The organism is Kribbella orskensis, assembly GCF_004342085.1.
Lineage (GTDB): Bacteria > Actinomycetota > Actinomycetes > Propionibacteriales > Kribbellaceae > Kribbella > Kribbella orskensis.
Genome location: NZ_SLWM01000006.1, coordinates 316,798 through 337,591 on the forward strand (window position 1 = coordinate 316,798; position 20,794 = coordinate 337,591).

Annotated in this window: 17 protein-coding genes and 1 pseudogene; 4 read left to right on the forward strand and 14 right to left on the reverse strand. The window is 68.9% G+C overall.

Features of this window, described 5'->3' with window-relative positions:
* Nucleotides 1-12: 12 nt before the first annotated feature.
* A pseudogene (locus EV644_RS47820) lies at nucleotides 13-917 on the reverse strand (phosphotransferase enzyme family protein).
* A gap of 121 nt (nucleotides 918-1,038) precedes the next feature.
* Here EV644_RS47820 and EV644_RS19395 point away from each other — a divergent pair.
* Entirely contained in the window at nucleotides 1,039-2,835 is a 1,797-nt protein-coding gene (locus tag EV644_RS19395) for a hypothetical protein (protein WP_132189693.1), read from the forward strand.
* A gap of 150 nt (nucleotides 2,836-2,985) precedes the next feature.
* On the opposite strand, the gene EV644_RS19400 is transcribed toward EV644_RS19395, so the two are convergent.
* The 10 genes from EV644_RS19400 to EV644_RS19445 all read right to left on the reverse strand — a co-directional run bounded on the left by EV644_RS19400 (nucleotide 2,986) and on the right by EV644_RS19445 (nucleotide 11,936).
* A complete protein-coding gene (locus EV644_RS19400) occupies nucleotides 2,986-3,570 on the reverse strand; it encodes a cytochrome P450 (RefSeq protein WP_241998376.1) in 585 nt (194 codons plus the stop codon).
* A gap of 269 nt (nucleotides 3,571-3,839) precedes the next feature.
* Nucleotides 3,840-4,025, reverse strand: coding sequence for a GrpB family protein (locus EV644_RS47825; RefSeq protein WP_369410506.1), 186 nt, complete (start codon nucleotides 4,023-4,025; stop codon nucleotides 3,840-3,842).
* A complete protein-coding gene (locus EV644_RS19410; protein WP_132189694.1) occupies nucleotides 3,986-4,363 on the reverse strand; it encodes a GrpB family protein in 378 nt (125 codons plus the stop codon). The genes EV644_RS47825 and EV644_RS19410 overlap by 40 nt, the downstream gene beginning before the upstream one ends.
* 29 nt (nucleotides 4,364-4,392) lie before the next feature.
* Nucleotides 4,393-5,115, reverse strand: coding sequence for a hypothetical protein (locus EV644_RS19415; RefSeq protein ID WP_132189695.1), 723 nt, complete (start codon nucleotides 5,113-5,115; stop codon nucleotides 4,393-4,395).
* Nucleotides 5,112-5,915, reverse strand: a complete 804-nt coding sequence (locus EV644_RS19420; RefSeq protein ID WP_132189696.1) for a CPBP family glutamic-type intramembrane protease — start codon at nucleotides 5,913-5,915, stop codon at nucleotides 5,112-5,114. Before EV644_RS19420 ends, EV644_RS19415 begins: the two co-directional genes overlap by 4 nt.
* Nucleotides 5,916-5,953: 38 nt before the next feature.
* Nucleotides 5,954-6,676 (reverse strand): hypothetical protein, encoded by a 723-nt coding sequence (locus tag EV644_RS19425; RefSeq protein ID WP_132189697.1) that lies wholly within the window; start codon nucleotides 6,674-6,676, stop codon nucleotides 5,954-5,956.
* Nucleotides 6,673-7,623 (reverse strand): ABC transporter ATP-binding protein, encoded by a 951-nt coding sequence (locus EV644_RS19430; RefSeq protein ID WP_132189698.1) that lies wholly within the window; start codon nucleotides 7,621-7,623, stop codon nucleotides 6,673-6,675. The genes EV644_RS19425 and EV644_RS19430 overlap by 4 nt, the downstream gene beginning before the upstream one ends.
* 103 nt (nucleotides 7,624-7,726) lie before the next feature.
* Entirely contained in the window at nucleotides 7,727-8,371 is a 645-nt protein-coding gene (locus EV644_RS19435) for a response regulator transcription factor (protein WP_132189699.1), read from the reverse strand.
* On the reverse strand, nucleotides 8,362-10,119 hold the full coding sequence (locus EV644_RS19440; protein WP_132189700.1) for a sensor histidine kinase: 1,758 nt from the start codon (nucleotides 10,117-10,119) through the stop codon (nucleotides 8,362-8,364). The genes EV644_RS19435 and EV644_RS19440 overlap by 10 nt, the downstream gene beginning before the upstream one ends.
* Nucleotides 10,120-10,847: 728 nt before the next feature.
* A complete protein-coding gene (locus tag EV644_RS19445) occupies nucleotides 10,848-11,936 on the reverse strand; it encodes an aldose epimerase family protein (protein ID WP_241998377.1) in 1,089 nt (362 codons plus the stop codon).
* Between the two features lie 175 nt (nucleotides 11,937-12,111).
* Here EV644_RS19445 and EV644_RS19450 point away from each other — a divergent pair, with 175 nt between their 5' ends.
* The 3 genes from EV644_RS19450 (at nucleotide 12,112) to EV644_RS19460 (ending at nucleotide 15,971) form a co-directional block, all read left to right on the forward strand.
* On the forward strand, nucleotides 12,112-12,711 hold the full coding sequence (locus tag EV644_RS19450; protein WP_199239895.1) for a cysteine hydrolase family protein: 600 nt from the start codon (nucleotides 12,112-12,114) through the stop codon (nucleotides 12,709-12,711).
* Nucleotides 12,712-12,718: 7 nt separating this feature from the next.
* Complete coding sequence (locus EV644_RS19455) at nucleotides 12,719-13,654, forward strand: GlxA family transcriptional regulator (protein ID WP_241998378.1); 936 nt, start codon at nucleotides 12,719-12,721, stop codon at nucleotides 13,652-13,654.
* A 172-nt stretch (nucleotides 13,655-13,826) separates the two neighbouring features.
* A complete protein-coding gene (locus EV644_RS19460; protein ID WP_132189702.1) occupies nucleotides 13,827-15,971 on the forward strand; it encodes an MMPL family transporter in 2,145 nt (714 codons plus the stop codon).
* Nucleotides 15,972-16,026: 55 nt separating this feature from the next.
* Here EV644_RS19460 and EV644_RS19465 read toward each other — a convergent pair whose 3' ends face one another.
* From EV644_RS19465 to EV644_RS19475, 3 genes are all read right to left on the reverse strand, one after another.
* Entirely contained in the window at nucleotides 16,027-19,191 is a 3,165-nt protein-coding gene (locus tag EV644_RS19465) for a glycoside hydrolase family 3 N-terminal domain-containing protein (protein WP_132189703.1), read from the reverse strand.
* A 173-nt stretch (nucleotides 19,192-19,364) separates the two neighbouring features.
* Nucleotides 19,365-20,075: an HNH endonuclease family protein gene (locus EV644_RS46415; RefSeq protein ID WP_199239896.1), complete on the reverse strand. Its 711-nt coding sequence runs from the start codon at nucleotides 20,073-20,075 to the stop codon at nucleotides 19,365-19,367.
* Between the two features lie 77 nt (nucleotides 20,076-20,152).
* Entirely contained in the window at nucleotides 20,153-20,764 is a 612-nt protein-coding gene (locus tag EV644_RS19475) for a hypothetical protein (RefSeq protein WP_132189704.1), read from the reverse strand.
* Nucleotides 20,765-20,794 lie beyond the last annotated feature (30 nt).

Below are 20,794 nucleotides of genomic sequence, written 5' to 3' on the forward strand. Positions count from 1 at the left end.
GAGGCTTGTCGATCAGGTGGAAGCGGAGGTTGAAGATGCGGCCGACGACGGCGAGGTACGGAACGGCGGCCAGGTCGGCCTCGGAGATCGGGCCCTGCTCGCGGTAGCCGCGGAGGAAGGCCGGCCAGTGCGGGTCGCGGCGACGCCGGTGAAGTCGGCCGCGCGGTATCCCTCGGCGGACAGATCGAAGTCGTGCAGCGCGAGTCCGTCGTCGGTGATCAGCACGTTGTCGAGGCTGACGTCGCCGTGGCAAACACCCCAGCTCAGCTCCTCGGAGTACTGCGCGATGCTGTTCCGTACTGCGTCCGCCAGGTCCAGGAGCAGGTTTTCCTCCGCGGCGGCAAGGAACGGGCGAATCTGCGCCAAAGGTTCATCCAGCCGCCGGTGGAGGTCGGACCGGCGGCGCGGATTCGGCGAGGAAAGGTGTCGGCGACCGCGTGGAAGCGGGCCACCAGCCGGCCGAACCCGGAGTACAGGTCATCGGTGAAAGGTGGTCGCGGCTTGGCACCGGTGACGAACCCGGAGAGGACGAACGGGCGCTCTCCCTCGGCCGAATCGAGCATGCCGACCTCGTTGCCGTCGGCCAGCAGGTGGACCAGGGGGACCGGCAGGCCGGCGGCCAGATGTGCCGAAAGCCCTGTCTCCCAAAGGATTTCGGCCGGTTCCCAACCGTCCGCGAGGTACAGCTTGAGGACGTACCGGGCGTCCGGCGCGGCTAGTTCGTAAACGTCGTTCACGAGCGAGCGGAGCAACGTGCAGGTGGTGAAGGGGAGGTCGTAGACTCCGGCGAGATGGTTGCGCAGGGCCAATGGATCGGGCAGCGACCGGAGCGTCGGAATCACTCGGCCGACCCTACGCGCGAGCCGGACGGAATGCCTGGGAACAACCTCCGGAAATGGCCCGCGACGGGTATCCACAGGGTGGACGGCGGGTGTAAAAGTTGCCTTTCGCGGGCAGCAACGGAATCGTTGCCCGGATCACCTCCCCCTGAAGGCCCCGGAACCGGTAGCCTCATCCAGCCACCTGGGGAGGCATCGCATGACCATCACCGACGAACTGCCGGAGAGCCCAAACCGGTCAGGAGACCACGTCTTGCAGGAGAACACATCCAGCACCCGTACTGGCGAGCTCGCCAACGTACCCCTCACAGGTGCTGACAAAGTCGCCTACGCCTTCTATGCCACCGCGGCAACCGCCGCCCTCGTCGGTCAGGTCTGGGCCGGCGTCACCCACATCCCTTGGCCGGAGGAAGGCTTCTCGCCGTTCCTCAAGATCGCCCTCGTCACCCCGGCGGTCGCCGTCATCGAACTCGGTGGCGTCGCCACCGCCGCCCTCGCCGACCTGCGCCGGCGCAAGGGTGAGCAGGCCTACGCCTACCGGGCCATGTCGTTGTTCGCGGCTGTCGTCGCGCTCGTTTTCAACGTGGTAGGCCACTGGCGGCCGGAGGAGCGGTTCCTCGCCTTCGGCTTCGGTGGTCTGTCCGCGTTCGCCTACGTGCTCTGGCTGATCCACAGCTCCGCCCGCCGCCGTGACGCGCTGCGCCGCGCTGGGCAGATGGCGACCACCGGTCCTGTGTACGGCGTGGTGCAGTGGGCGCGGGAGCCCAAGGTCACCTGGCTGGCCCGGGGACTGGCTCTGGAGCACGGCTACGGCCTGTACGAGAGCCTCCGGGTGGCCCGTGTGCAGATGCGCAACAACGCGCGGCGCGACGCGATCGCCGGAACCGTTGCCGAGTACATCCGCTCCGAGCACCAGGACGAGCGACTCGCGAAGATCGCCGAGACGACGTACGACGCGGACCGGCTGGCCGGGATGCTCGAGGAGCGGATCAACTACGAGGTCGTCACGAACAAGCTGACGCTGGCGATCTCCCCGCCCCCGCCGGAGCCCGAGCCGCAGCAGGTCCAGGAAGCGCGGACCGATCTCCGCGCCGCGGTCTGGGTGGTCGAGGGCACCACCCCGCCGCCGGTGCAGCAGATCCCGGTGCAGCAGTTGCCGGCCCAGCGGATCCGTCCGACCGGCGGTGTGCCGATTCGTGACGACGAGCAGTGGGGCGAGGCGATGACCGGCGAGCTGATGGCCGTCGACTACCTCCCCTACGACCGGACCACGGACGAGGCGCACGACGCCGAGGTCGTCGAGGAAGCCGCCGCCGCTGCCGTTGCCCAGCAGCCGGTCGTGGCCAAACCTCGGCCCGAGTCACCTTTCGCCCAGCCGCAGCCGTCCGCACCGCCTGCCGTTCCCCAGCCTGCCGTCCCCCGGGCTGCCGTTTCGCAGCCTGCCGTCCCCCAGCCTGCCGTTTCGCAGTCTGTCGTCGAGCAGCAGCCTGTGGTTACGGAGCCGGTGGCGGTCGAGGAGCAGCACGTCGTGCAGGCGGCGCCGCAGCCGGTCGTGAAGGCTGCCGTGAGGCCGGCCGTAGCCAAGCCTGCTCCGGTCAAGAAGCAGCCGAAGACCGTGGTGCGCAACACTGTTCCGCAGTCCGTCGCCCCGGTGGCCGAAGAGCCGAAGGTCGTCGCGGCCCCGGAGCCCGAGCCGGTCCCGGCTCAGGTCGCGGAGCCCGCCGTCGTCGCCCGCGAGGTGACCTCTCGGACCACGCCGGCCAGTTCATCACCCCGGCCCGCGCCGAAGGCCGCGTCGTCCCGCGGCGATCTGGACAAGAAGCGGATGCGCGCCTGGGCCCTGCTGTCCGACTGGCCGTCGGACCGCCCGCGCAACGCCGAGACCCTCGCCTCCGCGATCGCCTCGACCGTCAAGGACGCCGGGGACTTCATCACGCAGTACGACGCCGAACACGGGTCCAGCAACCTCACGCTGGTCTCCAACTCGCAGAACTGAGCTCCACACCCGACAGGGGAAGTTGCTTGATCCAGGCAACTTCCCCTGTCGGGTTTCAGTGGGAGTGTTGTCCCAGGTTCACGGGGAGTTCGGCGAGGCCGCTGACGAGGACGCGGCGCCATTGGAGGTCCTCGGCGGGCTTGGCCAGGCTCAGGTCGGGGAAACGGCGGAGGAGGGCGAGCAGGGACTCCTGCAACTCGATGCGGGCCAGCTGGGCGCCGAGGCAGAAGTGCGGGCCGAATGAACGACAGGTGCTTGTTGTCCTTTGCGATCCGACCGCAGCTCGTCCGGTTCGTCATAGGCCCGCGGGTCCCGGTTGGCCGAGTTCAGTGTGGCCATGACGCCTTCACCGGCTTTGATCTGTACTCCGTGCAGTTCCACGTCCTCGAGCGCGACCCGCAACTGGCCGACCTCGCTGAACCGGTTGAACCACAGCAACTCCTCGATCGCCGAGTCCACCAGCGAGTGGCCGGCGACGAGCTTGGCCCAGTTCTCCGGCCAGCGCAGCAGGGTGGCGACGCAGCTCGAGATCTGGTTCGCGGAGGTCTCGTGGCCGGCGACGAGCAGGTTGACTCCGAACGAAATCAGCTCGTCGTGGCTGAGCTGGTCGCCTTCCTCGCGGGCCCGGACGAGTTCGTCGAGCAGGTCCTCGGCCGGCGCGGCGGTGTTCGCGAGCTTCCGGGTGACCAGCTTGTCGATGTACTCCGTCAGGTCCGGGCGCGGTTTGCCTTCCAAGACCCAATCACCCAGCCGATGCACCGGACGGCTGTACCGACGACAGGTAGAGGTCGCTCACGACGCCAGCCTCCACGCTCACCGAGGCGGTTGGGCCGCGGAGAGAACGCAGTACTTCGATCCGTACACACCGCCCACCTCGACCCCAGCGATTGCCAAGCGCAGTCGAGTCGGTGTCGCTGGAGTCGCGGTCAATCGAGCAGGGGCCCCTGCGCAGGTGCTGCTTCTTCCGTGCATCGGAGAACGCGCACTCGAGCGGAGGCGACTGCCTACTCCCAGACCGGGACTGATGGGAGGCCGCGGTGGCGGCGGGCTTCGTCGGTCAATTGTTGGATGAAGTCCGTTTTGCCAGCGGTATAGGCGAAGCCGGTGAGGCCTTCGGCGGCCAGGCGGCGTTTTAGTTCTGAGTAACTCTTTACGGCGTCAGGGGTTTTGCGGAGGTAGTCGCGGAGGATTCGTTGGTTGAGGGTGTCCCAGGCCTCGGTGGGGAAGACGTGGAGGTTGTGGGTGAGGGTGCCGTCGACGACGCGGGTGTAGGTGCGTCCCCGGGTGGGCCGGCCGGCTCGAGGGGGAAGCCGAGGGCCGCCAGACCTGGGTCCTTGCCTGCGGCAACCTCTAGGTTGACGGCCCGGGCGGCGATGTCGATCACCGGCTTTGCGACCAGGCCCGGTACCGCCGTGCTGCCGATGTGTTCCAGCTCCGTCACGGTGTCCCCGAACACCGCCCGGAGCCGCTCGGCCATCTCCGCGAACTGCCCCGGCCACGCCTCGTCGTACTCCGCCAGCACGGTCATCGCCCCACACCTCTCGCTCGCCTCCGAGGCTAACGGCGGGAAAGCCCAAGAGCCGAGATCATGACGGCGGTGCCGATGGTCAGCAGCAGAGCGCTGCCGATCAAGGCGCCGACGGCGATGCCCCGGATGGCGGGGAGCTTGCCGCCGACGCTGACGTCGACGTCGACAGCCGGTGATCCGTCCGCGTTCATGATCACGACGGCCCAGTCGCCTTCGGTTGCGTTCCAGCCGAGTGTCCGGGCTCCGGTTCCCGTGTCCGAGGCGACCCAGAAGGACTGCGTGGCCGGGGCTGCGGCCGGCCGTCCACCCGGGCGGGTCGTGGTGACGACCTCGAAGGGATCGACAGCGATGTCCGACACCTCGTCATGACCAAAGCCGACAAGGTACTTCGCCACCTCGGCGGCCGGGCCGATGCCGACGAACAGCGGTACGCCGGTGTTCCTCGACTCCAGCTGGATCCGGACGTCCCCCAGGAAGTCGCCGGCGTACAGGTCATCGGGGCCGGCGCCGCTCAGCTCGAGCAGGGGGACGGACACCGCGGAGGTCTCCGTGCTGACGCGCTCGGGGCCGGCACGGAAGTAGCCGTCATCGTCGCGCTGCTGGTTCGCCCACGCGGCGGTTCCGCCGATGGCCAGGAGGACGACGCCGGTCAGGATCAGGAGGGTGCCCAGGCTGACCAACAGTGCACGCGGGCCGTTGCGGGACCGAGGTGGTGTGGTGGCCGGTACCGGGGCGATCGGTGTGGTGGTCATGAGACTGCCTCCGGGACGTCGGCCGGACGCCGGCCGGGATTGGTGGTATGGGCGGGTGCGGGACTCGTCCAGAAGTGGCGGTTGAAGACCAGCAAGCCGACGGCCAGCGCGCACCAAACCGCGACGTACAGCCAGGTCTCGCGGCTCGCGTCGGGACCGGCAGACCAGAGATCGGCGGTGTTGATGCTGCCCTCGGTGGCGTGGGCGATGAGGGTGATGAGGACGCTGCCGGCGGCGTGGTTGAACAACCACGCGTACCAGAAGGTGACGGCGACGGTCGTCAGCGCCTCATAGGGATGCAGGCCGAACGAGGAGATGAAGAACAACGGCAGATGCCAGCCTGTGATCGCCGCGGCCATGATCGCGGTGGCGACGAGCGGGGTGCGCTTGGCCTGGAGGCTCGCCTGCGCGAAGCCGCGGAAGCTGGGCTCCTCGCTGACAGGCCCACCGAAGGGGTCGATCATGTTCATGCCGATCGCCAGCGCGATCCCGTACCACGGGGTGAACTGACCGCTGGACGGTGCGTCCGCCCCCAGCGCCTGGTTGATCGAGATCGTGACGAAGTGGATGAGCAGTGGGACGGCGATCGCGACGAGGTACCAGATCCACCGGACCCGCCACCTGATCACCCGGGCGCCGACGGCCCGGAGGCCGGCGACTCCTTCGGTGAGGAAGACCACGATGAGGGCGGCGACCAGGGCGCCCGGGGCGAAGAAGCTGCCGAACGGGACAGCTCCCCAGGCCAGTGCGTAGGCCAGTACGAAGAAGGTGAAAACGGGGTGATTGCGGATGAAGGACATGATGGATCTCCTTGGATCAAAGGTGGATGAGGCCGGCCCTAGCTCACGTCACGGCGAGCGAGGACAGCTGCGGCGAGCAGGGCGGACACGGCCGCGTAGCCGCTGAGACAGAGGACTGCCGTACCGCGGCCCAAGGTCGCGCCGTCGAGGCCGAGCAACTGGTTGATCAGGCCGTAGGGGAGGTAGGCGACCCAGTCGCCGAGCGCCAGTCCGAGCAACCTCTCGGCGGGGAACCAGCCGACGATGACGAGCACAGCGGCGGCCTGGCTGCGGCAGATGGTGCCGATGCTCACGCCGACGATGGCGAACAGCGGGACGGTGGCGATGGCGCTCACGACGATCACGGGGGTCAGCCCGAGCGTGAGGTCCTTGGCTGCGACGAGTGGTTGGGCGATCGCCAGGGCCAGGCCCATCGCGGCCGCGCCGACGACGAGGGCGAACGCCGCGTAGGTGGCCAGACTCGCCATCAGCAGGCGTGACCTGCGGGGCGCGGCGAGGAGGCGCTGGGTGATGGTGCCGTACCGGTAGTCGCCCGCCACCCCGCTCGCGGCGTACAGGCAGACGATGATCGTGACGATGACGCCGACGGTGATCATCACCGGCTCGCGTACCTCGACCGGCTCGACGTAGGTGACCCCGAGATTGGTGCCGAGGTCGGCGAGGACCATCACCAGTACGGCGGCCACTGCGCCGAGCAGGACGCCGTAGGTACTGCGGAGCGTCCGGAGACCGAGGACCTGGGAGTGAATCAGCGTGATCATCGGATCTCCTCGGATTGCGTGGTGAGCGCGAGGAAGGTGTCCTCGAGGCTCGGGGTCTCGTCAGTGATCTCGGAGAGCACGAGGCCGTGCTCGAGCGCCAGCCGGCCGATCTGTTCGGGCGGGCAACCGGTGACGACGACCGCGCCGTCCGGTCCGGCGATTGCGGTGAACCCGGCGGCGGCCAGGGCGGTGACCAGCACGTTCGGCTGCGCAGTACGGACGCGCACCTGGTGCGACGCGTGCGCCGCGAGGAGCGTGTCGAGCGGAGCTTGGGTGACGAGCCGACCGGCCTTGATGACCACGACGTCGTCCACCGTCTGCGCGACCTCTGCCAGCACATGACTCGAGAGCAGGATCGTGCGGCCCTCCGCGGCCAGACCGCGCAAGAACTCGCGCAGCCAGCGGATGCCTTCGGGGTCGAGACCGTTCGCGGGCTCGTCCAGGATTAGGACCGCGGGATCGCCCATCAGGGCGCCGGCCAGGCCCAGTCGCTGGCGCATCCCCAGGGAGAAGCCGCCGACCCGGCGGTCGGCGGCGGCGTCGAGTTCGACCAGTTCCAGCAGTGAACCGACCCGTGACCGCGATGCGCCGGCCTCGGCCGCGAGCATCGCCAGGTGGTTCCGTGCGGTCCGGGCAGGATGGGTCGTTGCCTCGAGCATCGACCCGACGGTGCTCAGCGGCCGGCGGAGGTCGCGGTACCGGCGGCCGTCGATGCGGCAGTTGCCCTCGGTCGGTGCGACGAGTCCGAGCAGAGCCCGCAGTGTCGTCGTCTTGCCGGAACCGTTGGCACCGAGGAAACCGGTGATCGTCCCGGCGCTGACCGAGAAGCTGAGCCGGTCCACCGCTCGTACCGAGCCGTAGTCCTTGCTCAGTCCGTCGACCTCGATGATCGACGGCGATCGGCCGGCCCCGGTGGGCTCGTTCTGGATGATTCGGGTCTTGAGCATCGTTCCTCCACTGGCAGCGTCTCCGTCGAGACTCGCCCCGGCGGGCGCGTTCGGCAGCCCGGTCAGCCGGTGGAGGTGGGGTACGGGTTTCTGGTGTACGTCGTCAGGCGCGCAGGTAGAGCAGGACGGCCAGCACCCGGCGGGACTCGCTGCGGGTGGACGGGATACCGAGCTTGGTGAAGATGCCGGAGACGTACTTCTCCGCGGCCCGCAGGGTGATCACCAGCGCGTCGGCGATGCCCTGGTTGGAGGCGCCGGTGGCCATCAGCTCCAGCGCCTCCCGCTCGCGCGGGGTGAGCAGAGCGAGCGGATCGTCGCCGCGCCGCCGTTGCAGCAGGGTGGAGACGATCTTCGGATCGATGGCCGAACCGCCGCCGGCCACCCGCCGGACCGCCCCCGTGAAGTCGTCGACGTCGCTGATCCGGTCCTTCAGCAGGTAGCCGACACCCTCGGCGGACTCCGACAGGAGTTGCATGGCCAGCCCGAGCTCGAGGTACTGCGACAGCACTAGGACGCCGACCTCCGGGTGGCGTTCCCGGATCTGCAGAGCTGCGCGCATGCCCTCGTCGTTGTGCGTGGGCGGCAACCGGATGTCGAGGATCGCGACCTCCGGCGGGAAGCTGCGCACGTACCTGAGCAGGTCGTCGGCGTTGTCGTACGCCGCGACCACCTCGAGCCCCGCGTCGGTCAGGATCCGGGTCACTCCCTCGCGCAGCAGGACGCTGTCCTCGGCGATCGCTACTCGCATGGGATCTCCGCCTCCAGCCGGGTCCCGCCGCCCGCGGGACTCCAGATCCGCAGCCGGCCGCCGATCGCCTCGACCCGGTCGGCGAGCCCGCGCAGTCCGGTCCCGCGCTCGGTGTCCGCACCGCCGAGACCGTCGTCGGTCACCTCGACGACTACCTTTCCGGCTGACCGGGTGACCCGGACGGATGCGTTCGCCGCGCGCGCGTGTTTGCCGATGTTGGTCAGGCTCTCGCTGACCACGTAGTACGCGGCGACCTCGACCCGCTCGGGCAGCCGGCCGCCGACTTCGACGTCAAGCGCGACCGGTACTGCGCCCTGCGCGGCCAGGGACTCCAGCGCGACGGCCAGCCCGTGACCGGTCAGCACGGCGGGATGGATGCCGCGTGCCACGTCACGGAGCTCGTCCAGCGAGACACTGATCTCCCGCTTCGCCCGCAGCAGTCGTGCCCTGGTCTCCGTCTCGGTCTCGGTCGCGGAGCCGCCGGCGATCAGCCCGAGCTCGAGCGCCAGCGCGACCAGGCGCTGCTGGGCACCGTCGTGCAGGTTGCGCTCGAGCCGCTGCCGCTCCTTCTGACCGGCGTCGAGGACGCGCGCTCGTGACCCTTGCAATTCACGCAGCCGGGCTCGCAGCTCGGCCTGCAGTCGGCTGTTCTCCAGGGCGATGCCGGCCGCCGCGGCCACGGCGTCCAGCAGTTCCCGCTCGTCCTCGAGCGACCGGTCGAACTCGAGTGCGACGATCGGCTCGCCGTCGCGATGGATCACCCGCGTCGCCCGTCCGTCCCCCGGACCGGCCAGGGTGACAGCATGCCCCTCGGCATCGGCCCAACTCCCGTACTGCGGCAGCCAGTAGGCGAGGCGCAACGAGGGATCGTGCAGAGCCCGGGCCAGTGGTTCGCGCAGATCCTTGGTCGGTTCCGCGCGCAACTCCAGTAGCAGGCCGCCGACATCGGTTCGTGCCAGCCGAGCGTCCAGCAGGCCAAGCAGGAACGCGACCGGCGCGAGCCCGAGTGCCGCGAAGGTGATGTGCCGGACGGTCTCGACGTGTGCCCAGCCACGAAGACCGGCGATGAAGAGGATGGCGAGCATGATCAGCGCCAGGCCGAAGGTGTCCACCAGCAGCGCGGCCGGGCGTCGGCGCGTCTGGCTCGCGATCGGCCGCCGGAGCAGCAGGGCGGCGCCGATCAGCAGCAGCGCGCTCATCGCGATCAGCTGGAACTGCTCGATCCGGCCGGCCGCCTCCGGGTTCGCCGTGACCGCGAACAGGCTGTCCGGATTGATCCCGAGCAGGACCTTCGCGAGCTGCAGGATCCCGGCGACGGCGTACCCGGCGAGCACGACCACCTGTCGCGGCCGGCCCTCCAGCCGTCCGCTGGGATACGCCAGGAAGACGTGCAGGAACATCGCCGACGGCAGCATGTCGAGCAGGTGACCGAGGGAGAGCAGGATGGGCACCGCCGACCACTGCAGGGCGGTCAGCGCCATCACGAAGGCCGTCGCGATCATCAGCGGACCGAGCCTGCTGGCGGGCCGGCGCCACCAGGCGATGGCTCCGCTGATCAGGTACGGGACGGTGATCCAGTTGAACAGGAACGCCTGCAGCCCGGGCCGGACCAGTTCGTCACCGGCCATCGCGAGGACGATCGAGACAACCAGCGTGGCGAGTCCGCCGACAACGGTCGCCCACAGGGCCAACGGCCCCGGGCCGTGCGGCAGCCGCCCAGCCGGTTCGAGCGTCGATGCCGAGCCCACAGACCCACCCCATCCTCTACCGGCCAGCCTGCTCCCATCACCCGGCCCAGGCAATGCCCGACCGCCGCGGACCCTTCGCTCGAGGAGTGCTGCGTCGTGGTACTCCGACCCACAAGGTGACTTGGCGCGTGCGGTGGTGATCAGGCGGCGCTAGGGGACAAGACGCCGATCTGGGCTGCTACTGCAGTGCAGCTGTACCGAGGAACAGGAAGAGCTCGATCAGGACGTCGACCTCCACGCTCATCGAGGCGGTTGAGACGCAGAGCGAACGCAGCATCTCCTGTCGTTGCGTACGCCGCCGGCCCGATCCACAGCGACTGCCAAGCCCACACGGGTTGGTGGCGCCTGTGCTTCACCCGGCGAGGGAGGTACTGCGCCCGTGCCGCTCGTTCGCTGCTTCACCCGGGTTCGCGGCTCCTTCGTCGCCGCTCGTTAGAACCTGGGATGGCATCGAGGTGGATCTGGTGATCGGTCGCGCCGACCAACCATTGACCGAGGTCGGTGGACACCGCGCTGAGAGGCACTGTCCGATGCAGCGGCGGTAGGAGTCGGCAACCACCTCGCCTCGATCAGCAACAGGCCGCCCGGCACCACAGGTGCCTTCCAGAGGCGACGGGGAGCCGCAACCTCGAGGTGGTGGTGGGAGCGGCGACGGAAGAGGCGCGTGGGGCGGCGTACAAGCATCCGCCCGCTCCAGTACACGACCGGAGGGGGCGGATGGGTGACGCCTATTTGGTGCCGAAGGAGTAGATGGTGGTGGAGGTGAAGGTCTCGCCGGGGCGGAGGACCGTGGAGGGGAAGTCCGGCTGGTTGGGGGAGTCGGGGAAGTGTTGGGTCTCGAAGGCGAAGGCGTCGCCCTGGCGGTAGGACTTTTTGCCGATGCCCTGGAAGGTGCCGTCGAGGAAGTTCCCGCTGTAGAACTGAGCGCCGGGCTGGGTCGTGTGGACCGTCACCGTGCGGCCGCCCTCCGGTTCCCAGAAGTGGGCGGCGAAGCGCATGCCGTCGTGGTCGGGTTTGCCGAGGACGAAGTTGTGGTCGTACCCACGCCCGATCACCAGTTGGGGGTGGTCGTCCCGGATCCGCTGGCCGATCGCGGTCGGCTTGTTGAAGTCGAACGGCGTCCCCGCGACCGGGGCGATCTCGCCGGTCGGGATCAGGCCCGCGTCGACCGGCGTGTACGACGGGGCGTCCAGCTGCAGGACGTGTCCGTCGATCGAGCCGCTGCCCTCGCCCGCGAGGTTGAAGTAGACGTGGTTCGTCAGGTTGAGCACGGTCGCCTTGCCGGCGACGGTGGCCAGGTAGTCGATCCGCAGGTTGTCCTCCTTGTCGAGCGTGTACGTGACGGTGCTGGTCAGTTCGCCCGGGAAGCCCATCTCGCCGTCGGGGCTGACGTAGGTGAAGGCCACGCCGACCGCGGCGGAGGACTTCACCAGCTTCGCCTTCCAGACCTTCTTGTCGAAGCCGATCGTGCCGCCGTGCAGGGCGTTCTCGCCGTTGTTGATCGGGATCTGGTAGGTCTGGCCGTCGAGGGTGAACCGGCCCTTGGCGATCCGGTTGCCGTAGCGGCCGACGGTGGCCCCGAAGTACGGGCTGAGGGCCGCGTAGTCGGGTAGGTTGTCGAAGCCGAGGCTGATGTTCTCGGTGTGGCCGCGCCGGTCGGGCGTCTCGACCCGCTGGATGGTGGCGCCCCAGGTCAGCATCGAGATGGTGACCCGGCCGTTGGTGAACGTGTAGACGTCCACTCGCTCGCCTTCGGGGGTGGTGCCGAACGGATCCTTGCGGATCTCGAGCCGGCCATGACCGCGCTGTGAACCCATGGGCGCGACCATATCCGGCCTACCGGCGGCTTCCGCGGGAGGTCTGGTAACGGTGCGGAATCGTCCGATGACTCGACCTTGCCGCGACAGCCCCCAGCAGGCTGACCAGATCCGTCCGGTCTGAGGCGGGATGGGGCCTTATCCCGGACCGGGCCGGACCCTCACGATGAGACGCATGACCCAGACAGCACTGATCGTGATCGACGTCCAGGAATCCTTCCGCGCCCGCCCGAACTGGAGCGTGGTGAACCACCCCGACATCGCCGACCGGGTGAACCTGCTGGTCGACGCCGCCAGAGCCAGGGGCGATCTGGTCGTCTGGGTGTTGCACACCGAGCCCGGTACCGGTGGTGTCTTCGACCCTGCCAAGGGTCACGTCCGGCTGATCGAGGGGCTCGAGCCGATCGCCGGTGAACCGGTGATCACGAAGACCTCCCACAACGCCTTCACCACGACGAATCTGCAGCAGCTGCTCACCCAGCACGGGATCCGGGAGGTCGTCATCAGCGGCATCCGGACCGAGCAGTGCTGCGAGACCACCACCCGGGTGGCGTCGGACCTGGGCTACGAGGTCGTGTTCGTCACCGAGGCCACCGCGACCACGCCGCTGCCGCACTGGACGATGCCGGCCGACGCCTCGCTCGAGGAGATCCTCGCCGATCCGCGGACGCTGAGTCCCGAGGTGATCGTGGAGCGCACCGAGTACGCGCTGGCCGGCCGGTTCGCCACCATCCGGACACTGGACGAGGTGGCCGGGCTGCCCGTGCCATCCTGATCGGACCATGTCTGACCGGATCATGCCCACCAAGGTCGTGTTCCTCCTGGTGCCCAAACTCCACCTGCTGGACCTGGCCGGTCCGGCCCAGGCCTTCTCCACCGCGAACGACCTCGGCTACGGGTACGACCTGTACTACGTGGCCGAGGCCGACGAGATCACCACCGCGCAGGGTGTTCCGATCCGAGCGAGCCTGGAGTGGCCCGCGCTTGGCCCGGCCGACCTGATCGTCGTACCGGGGTGGCGGTCGCCGCGGTTGTCGCCGAACACCCCGATCGCCGCGATGACGAGACAGCGCCTGCGTGCTCATCACGCGGCGGGTGGTTCGGTCGCGAGCGTGTGCTCCGGGGCCGACGCGCTCGGGGCGTCCGGTCTGCTGGACGGCCGGAAGTACACCACCCACCACGACCTGACCGACGAGCTCGCCGCGCGGTACCCGAAGGGCAACATCGTCCGCGACGTCCTGTACGTCGTGGACGACCGGGTGATCACCTCCGCCGGGATCGCCAGCGGGATCGACCTCGCGCTGCACCTGATCGCGGTCGCCCGGGGTGCCGAGGCCGCCGCCCGGGTGGCGCGCGAGATGGTCGTCTATGCGCGGCGCAACGGCGACGAACTGCAGGACAGCGCCATGCTGCGGCACCGCGGTCACCTGAGCGATCTCGCGCACCGGGTCCAGGACGTGATCGACAGCCGGTACGCCGAGCAGTTGAGGTTGTCCGACCTGGCCAGGGGAGCCGGGGTGAGCGAGCGCACCCTGACCCGGATCTTCACCACCGCGACGGGTCTCACGCCGCTGCGCTACCAGCAACTCCTCCGGCTGGAACGCGCCGAACACCTGATCGGCCACGGAGCCACCGTCGAAGCAGCAGCCCGCGCCGTCGGCTTCGAAGACGCCCGCATGCTCCGCCGCCTCCGGTCCCGCCCAGCCGCCGCCAGCTGACCCGTACTCCGGTACGCCGTACCCGCGCCCGTCCGGTCCGATACCGCGAAGGGTAGACCTAGCACCCCCAAGTGACGGGGTTTTGCACTCCTGAGATCCATCGCCGTTCACGCCAGGCTCATACCCGAGCGGGCATGGTGCCCGGGCGGGGCCGGCGAGAGGTAGAACCAGGATGAGCAGGGGATCGGTGACGGTGCGCGTCGCGCGCTGGAGTGCTACCCACCCATGGCGGGCGATCGGCCTCTGGCTGTTGCTCGTCGTCGTCGCGGTCGGGATGTCGGCCGTGATTCCGAAACAGCAGACCAAGGCGGACGACACCTGGATCGGGCAGTCCGGCGTCGCGTCGGAACTGGTCCGGCAGGCGAACCTCGAGGACAAGCCGAGCGAGACCGTCCTCCTCACCGACAAGGACGGCCCGCTGGACAAGGCCGCCGCCACCACAGCGCTGAACCAGCTCCGCCAGACGATGACCGCCATCGACGCGGTGGACGGAGTCGGGCAGCCGGTCTGGGCCGAGAACGGCAAGGCCGCGTTGCTGCCGATCCAGCTGAAGGGGTCCGCGGACGATGCGGCCGACAACGTCGACAAGCTGGTCGCCGCGACTGCTGACGTGCAAAAGGCCAACCCATCACTGCAGATCGAGGAGACCGGTAGCGCGTCGCTCGACGCCGGCATCTGGAAGCAGGTCGGGTCCGACCTGGCCCGGGCCGAGAAGCTCAGCCTGCCGATCACCTTCGCGCTGATGTTGCTTGCCTTCGGCGCCTTGATCGCGGCCGGAATCCCTGTCCTGCTGGCGTTCTCGGCGGTCGGCGCGGCGCTCGGCTTCTACGCGCCACTGTCCTACCTGTTTCCCGACGGCGGCTCGGTCGCGAACGTCGTACTGCTGATCGGTATGGCGGTCGGCGTCGACTACTCGCTGTTCTACCTGAAGCGTGAGCGCGAGGAACGCAGGCGTGGTCATGGCACGGTGGACGCCGTCGAGATCGCCGCGGCGACTTCGGGACACTCGGTGGTTGTCTCCGGCCTCGCCGTCATCGTCTCGATGGCAGGCCTTTACGTCGCCCAGGACCCGGTGTTCTCCTCGATGGCGACGGCAACGATCGTCGTCGTGGCGGTCGCGGTGCTCGGCTCGCTGACCGTGCTGCCGGCGCTGCTGGCGAAGCTGGGTCACCGGGTGGACCGCCCGCGCGTCCCGCTGCTGTGGCGGCTGAACCGGCGGATCGGACCGGGTGGCATCAGCCGCAGGATCCTTGCCCCGGTACTGCGCTTCCCCAAGGTCGCGCTGCTTCTCTCAGCCATCGCGGTGGTCGCGCTCGCAGTACCGGCGCTCGGGATGAAGACGGAGCCGGGTGGTCTGAGCACGCTGCCGCAGACCATCCCCGAGGTCAAGACGATGACGGCGCTGCAGCAGAACTTCCCGTCCGAGGGAATGGCCTACGACGTGGTTGCCAAGGGCAAGGATGCGGCGACCGGGCTGGCGAAGGTGCAGCAGTCCGCGGTGGACAGTGGCGAGTTCGTGGTGACGCCCGGCCAGGAGATCCGCAAGAGTGACGAGACCGCGGTACTGACGCTGGTCTCGGTGCGGCCGGACACCAGCGAGGACGCTCGGGTGGCGCTGGAGCGGTTGCGGAACGATCTGGTTCCGGCGGCGTTGACCGGTACGACTTGGGCGGTCGGCGGCGAGACGGCTTCGTCGGTCGACTACGGGGAGCACCAGCGCAACCAACTGCCCTACGTGATCGCGTTCGTCCTCAGTCTGACGCTGGTGATGATGGTGTTCACCTTCCGCAGCGTGGCGATCGCGCTGGTGACGACCCTGCTGAACCTGGCTTCGGTGGCTGCCTGCTTCGGAGTGCTGTCGCTGGTCTTCCAGCACACCTGGGCCGAAGGGTTGCTGGACTTCACCTCACCCGGGTTCGTGGTGTCGTGGATCCCGGTCTTCCTGTTCGTGATCCTGGTCGGGTTGTCGATGGACTACCACGTGTTCGTGCTGGGCCGGATCCGCGAGGGCGTGCAGGAGGGGCTGTCCCCGCAGGAGGCGGTCCGCAAGGGCATCACCGAGTCGGCCGGAGTGGTGACGAGCGCGGCGGCCGTGATGGTGTCGGTCTTCGCCGTCTTCGCCACGCTGGGGATGATCGAGATGAAGCAGATGGGCGTCGGCCTGGCGGTCGCCGTACTGATCGACGCGACGCTGGTCCGGATCGTGATCCTGCCGTCGATCATGGTCCTGCTGGGCCGCAAGGCCTGGTGGCCGAACAAGCTCTCCAAGGAGCCGGCCGCACCTGAGGTCCAGGAGCCGGAGCTGGTCTCGGTCTAGGACAGCTCGAACAACGCGGGGCGGTGGGTTCACAACCCACCGCCCCGCCTCGCTGTTACTTCAGTTTGTACGCCGCGGTCAGCTTGGTGATCGCGCCGGTCAGGTCACCGCTGAGCGCCAGGTGGTCGGCATCGGAGGTGAGCTTCGAGGTGGCCTCGTCCAGGTTCTGGCCGATCTGGTCCTGGGCGATCCAGCGGGCCGCCGAGACCACCGCGTCGTCATCGGCGAACGAGTCCACCATGGCCCGCTGCAGGTACTTGCCGGCCTGACCCAGAGCGGCGAGCGCGGTGGTTGCCTGCGGCCCCGACCAGTCCTGCACGTGCAGCGCGAGGTCGATATTGATGACCGCGGCGAGCACGTCCGGGGACAGGAAGTCCTTGCGCAGCAGCTCCTTCTTGGCGTCGGTCAGCTTCTGCCGAGCCGCCGCCTGAGTGGTCAGACCCCAGCCATACGGGTACTGCGGGTCGTAGGACGCGTCGCCGACGTTGATCGGCTGCTGTGCCTCAGACTTCGCCCAGGTGACGGGCAGCCGACCGCTGAACGGGCGCTTGCCGAACAGCACATCCGCGACGCCGGCGCCTTCGGTGCCGGGCAGCCAGGAAGCCACCAGGGCATCGATGTCGCCGAGCTGGTCGGCGATCACCTGAGGACGCCCCGACACCACCAGCACGACACACTTCATCGCCGCGCAGACCTTCGTCACGGCTGCCTTGTCGGCGTCGCTCAGCGCCAGGTCGTGACCGTTGCCGACGTCACCGATGCCTTCGGCGTAAGGCCGCTCGCCGACCACCACGACACCGACGTCGTGTCCCTCCAGCGGCGCCGAGGCGTCCTGGCTGAACGTTGCCGTCGGCACCACCTGCTTGATCCCGTCGAGGATCGTGGTGCCGGTCGTGGTGTTGCCGGAGGCGCCTTGCCAGGTGATGCTCCAGCCGCCCATCTGGTTGCCCAGGTCGTTCGCGTTGCTGCCGGCCACGTAGACCTTCGCGGTCGATGCCAGCGGCAACACGTTGTCCTGGTTCTTCAGCAGCACCTGCGACTTGGCCGCCGCCTCCCGGGCGACCACCCGGTGCGCCGCCGAACCGATCGAGCTCAGCCTGCTCGTGTCGGCGAACGGGTGCTCGAACAGGCCGAGCTTGAACTTCTGGGTGAGGATCCGGCCGACCGCGTCGTCCACCCGGCCCTGCGTCACCCGGCCGGCGGTGACCTCGTCGGTCAGCCCCTGGGTGAAGGCCTGGTAGTTGGTCGGCACCATGATCATGTCGAGCCCGGCGTTGATCGACGTCCGGATGTCGCTCGGGTAGTCGCCCGGCAGCTGGTCGATCGCCTGCCAGTCGCTGATCACGAACCCGTCGAAGCCCATCCGTTGCTTCAGCACGCCGTTGATCAGGGCCGCATCGCCGTGCATCTTCACGGGCCCTTGGTCGTCGCCGATGATGTCGAGGCTGGAGTACGACGGCATCACCGTGCCGACGCCGAGGTCGACCGACGTCTTGAACGGGTCGAGGTGGATCGCCTCGAGCTGCTGCGGCGTCACCTCGGTCACGCCCTGGTCGATCTTGTAGGCGCCCGTCGTCGACGACCCGTACGTCGTACCGCCGTCGCCGACGAAGTGCTTCGCGGTCGCGAGCACGTGGTTGTTCTGGTCCAGCTGGCTGCCGTCGGCCTTCCCCTGCATCCCGGTGATGACGGTGGCCATCGCCTTCGCCAGGGCCGGGTCCTCGCTGAAGCCTTCGTACGCGCGGCCCCAGCGGTCGTCGCGCACCACGCAGACGCAGGGCGCGAAGTCCCACGGGATGCCGGTGGCGCGGACCTCGGTCGCGGTCAGCTCGCCCGCCCGGCGGGACAGCTCCGGGTCGCGGGTGGCGCCCATGCCGATGTTGTGCGGCAGGAGCGTCGCGCCGATCACGTTGTTGTGCCCGTGCACCGCGTCGACGCCGTAGATCAGCGGCACCTGCAGCCGGGTCGCCTGGGCGTTCAGCTGGAAGCCGTCGATCATCGCCGCCCACGCGGCCGGTGTGTTCGGCGTCGGCACCGAGCCACCGCCGGACAGCAACGACCCGAGCGCGTACGTCGCGATGTCGGTCCTCGAGCGCAGCGCGTTCCGCTCCGCCTGGGTCATCTGGCCGACCTTCTCCGCCAGTGTCATCCGGCCGAGCAGATCCTTGACCCTGGTCTTCACCGGGAGCTTGCTGTTCAGGTAAGGCAGGTCGTGCGCGTTGATGACCACCTGCGGTGTGGCTGCCGGTGGCTTCGCGCCGGTCACCGTGAGCTCCAGCGGAATCGTCTCGGCGACCTCCGCGGAATTGTCCTTCTTGGTGACCACCTTGACGAGCTGGGACGTGCCGGACGCAGTACCGGCCGGGAAGGTGAAGGCTCCGGAGACCGGGAGGTAGTCCGTGGCGCCGGCTGTGCCCGTTCCCGTGCGGTACTCGACGGTGACGGGCTCCTCCAGCGGAGTACTGCCGGTGGTGGCGACGGTGAGCTTGACCTGCGCGGTGTCGCCCTCCTTGACCGGGTAGACGCCGGCGTCGGTGACCACGCTCGCCTTGAGCGCCGGGTCGGCCTTGCCGAAGACCTCGACCTGGTCGATCGCGAACTCACCAGGAGTCCCGACCGGCATGGTGAACGCGTAGCCCCACATCTGGGTCAGGTTCAGCACCTGGTCGATGCCGCCGACCGGTTGGTAGTCGCCGCGGTAGACGAGCTCGCTGAACGGGATCTCGACCTGGTGCCAGCCCTGCCAGTCGTCGGTGAAACTCGTGTTCCACAGCTCGGACGCCTCGGCGTTCGCGCCGCCGTCCTTGATCTCGAAGAAGATCCGCTTGCCTGAGCCCGGAGGCAGCGGCGCGGTGTTCTGGCCGTACCACCAGAACCGGATCCCCTTGTACGCCGACCAGTCGCCGGGGTTCTGGTCGAACGTCACGTCGTGGCTGAACCCGCCGTACCCGCTGATGTTGTACGTGCCGTGCAGCACCTTCTCGCCGACGGGTGCGTCGGCCCGCGCCTGCAGCTCCATCGTCGGCGGGTCGTCCGCGTCACTGCCCCAGCCGAAGATGCCGGCGTTCGGCGGCGAGGCGAACGGCTCCGCCCCCTCGAACGCCGCCAGTACGGTCGGCACCGGGTCGTCCGCCGCCGCCTGCGAAGCGACCCCGAGAGGCAGCAACCCGGTCAGCAGCGCGGCGGCGGTGACCAGCGCGGTACGAAGTTTCGGTCGCATCCGGCGACGGTCTGGTCTGGGGACGGCAGGCCACCTGGGCATGGGCGACTCCTCGAGGGGATGCTGCGCGAGCCTCACGCACGCGTCGGGCCCGACTCTCAGCCCTCCCCGCCCGCAAATCAATACCCCGCCGGTTCCGGAACTAGAGCGCTCTCACTCCGCAAGACGCAGCTTCACGGGCAGGTCCGGGTGATTGTGCGGGCTGCGTCGCGGTCGGCTGTGGTGATGGGGAGGGCGTACTTGTGCGCGACCTGGAGGTAGCGGAGGACGTAGGTGCAGCGGTAGGCGCGGTTGAGCGGGAGCCATTCGCCGGGGCCTTCGTCACTCTTGGAGGCGTTCGCTGGTCCGTTGACGGCAAGCAGGTTGGCTGCCTGGTCATTGGCGAAGTCGGTACGTCGTTGCTGCGTCCAGCGCGAGGCCCCCATGTCCCACGCCCGGGCCAGCGGGTACATATGGTCGATCTGGACTTCGGTCGCCTTGGCCTTGAGGAACTCGATCCGCTTGCCGGTGTAGGGGTCGGTCAGGAGCGTGCCGGAGATGACGACGCACTTGGAGCGCTCGCGGTACCGCACCCCGGTCAACTGAGCGGCGAGAACATCGTTGCGCGTATCGCAGCCGTTGTGCCCACCACGCCCGCCATGATCGTCAGTCCACGTCTGCCCAAACTTCTCCCGCTCATACCCCGCCACCTCAGGCCTGGTGCCGACAACCCGAACCTGCCGAAGCTCGGCGACGATCAACTTGCCCGTGCCGGCAACTGGCCCGCTGGCCGTCGGGCCGGCCCGTGGCCGCGGAGTCGCCCCCGCGGGATCAGCCCCAGCCGCATACCCACATCCAGAAACCAGAACACCAACCACAGCCAGGACAACCACAGGGCGGATCACGAGAGCGAAACGTACCCGCCCGCCGCCAGCGCAACCGCACGGCTCGTCGGTTGTTCTTCGGCGGATCTTGTAGCTGCCTACCCCCGCAGTACGGCCTGGTGGAGGATCTCGGGGCGCATGAGTGGGCGGGGTGGCGTGGGGCAGTGGTGGAAGCGGACCAGGTCGGCGGTGTTGATGGTGACCGCGCCGAGCGGGGTGTTGCGGTGCTTGTCCACCCAGTCGATGAGCGGCTGCGGGTCTGGGATGTCGGTGGTGAAGTGGAGGAGGTTCAGGTACCAGATGTCTCGGCGGCCGTGGGGTAGTTCGAACCAGGCGTCTGGGCCGAGTTCGAACGCCAGGCGGTCCAGGAACAGGTCGGCCTGGTCGTCCAGGGCGACAGCGCAGGCCATCACTGTGCCGGCGGTCACGGTGAGCCCGGTGACCTCGATCTGGGCCGGCCCGGTCTGAGCCGCGGCCCGGTGCATGGCTGATTGGTAGCGCCGGATCACTGGCTCCGTGCACTCGACCTCCGACCGGTAGGTCTCCAGCGCCCGGACCGTGAGATGGGCCGACCCCGCCTGACCGGTCTGCCAGTGATCCGGGCCTGCCAGGGCGGCTGCCTCCGCGGTGATCTCGTCGAGGCGGTGGATGAGGTCGGTGTCCGCGGGCGGTCGCAGTACGACGCTGACCGGCCAGCGGCCGCCCTCCACAGGCGGGGAGTCGCGCTGGTGGCGGCCGGT

Excerpts from the sequence above, each read along its gene's own strand:
- EV644_RS19395 (WP_132189693.1), top strand. The coding sequence starts at position 1,039 with ATGACCATCACCGACGAACTGCCGGAGAGCCCAAACCGGTCAGGAGAC.
- EV644_RS19410 (WP_132189694.1), bottom strand. The coding sequence starts at position 4,363 with ATGACCGTGCTGGCGGAGTACGACGAGGCGTGGCCGGGGCAGTTCGCG.
- EV644_RS19415 (WP_132189695.1), bottom strand. The coding sequence starts at position 5,115 with ATGACCACCACACCGATCGCCCCGGTACCGGCCACCACACCACCTCGG.
- EV644_RS19420 (WP_132189696.1), bottom strand. The coding sequence starts at position 5,915 with ATGTCCTTCATCCGCAATCACCCCGTTTTCACCTTCTTCGTACTGGCC.
- EV644_RS19425 (WP_132189697.1), bottom strand. The coding sequence starts at position 6,676 with ATGATCACGCTGATTCACTCCCAGGTCCTCGGTCTCCGGACGCTCCGC.
- EV644_RS19430 (WP_132189698.1), bottom strand. The coding sequence starts at position 7,623 with ATGCTCAAGACCCGAATCATCCAGAACGAGCCCACCGGGGCCGGCCGA.
- EV644_RS19435 (WP_132189699.1), bottom strand. The coding sequence starts at position 8,371 with ATGCGAGTAGCGATCGCCGAGGACAGCGTCCTGCTGCGCGAGGGAGTG.
- EV644_RS19445 (WP_241998377.1), bottom strand. The coding sequence starts at position 11,936 with ATGGGTTCACAGCGCGGTCATGGCCGGCTCGAGATCCGCAAGGATCCG.
- EV644_RS19450 (WP_199239895.1), top strand. The coding sequence starts at position 12,112 with ATGACCCAGACAGCACTGATCGTGATCGACGTCCAGGAATCCTTCCGC.
- EV644_RS19455 (WP_241998378.1), top strand. The coding sequence starts at position 12,719 with ATGTCTGACCGGATCATGCCCACCAAGGTCGTGTTCCTCCTGGTGCCC.
- EV644_RS19460 (WP_132189702.1), top strand. The coding sequence starts at position 13,827 with ATGAGCAGGGGATCGGTGACGGTGCGCGTCGCGCGCTGGAGTGCTACC.
- EV644_RS19465 (WP_132189703.1), bottom strand. The coding sequence starts at position 19,191 with ATGCGACCGAAACTTCGTACCGCGCTGGTCACCGCCGCCGCGCTGCTG.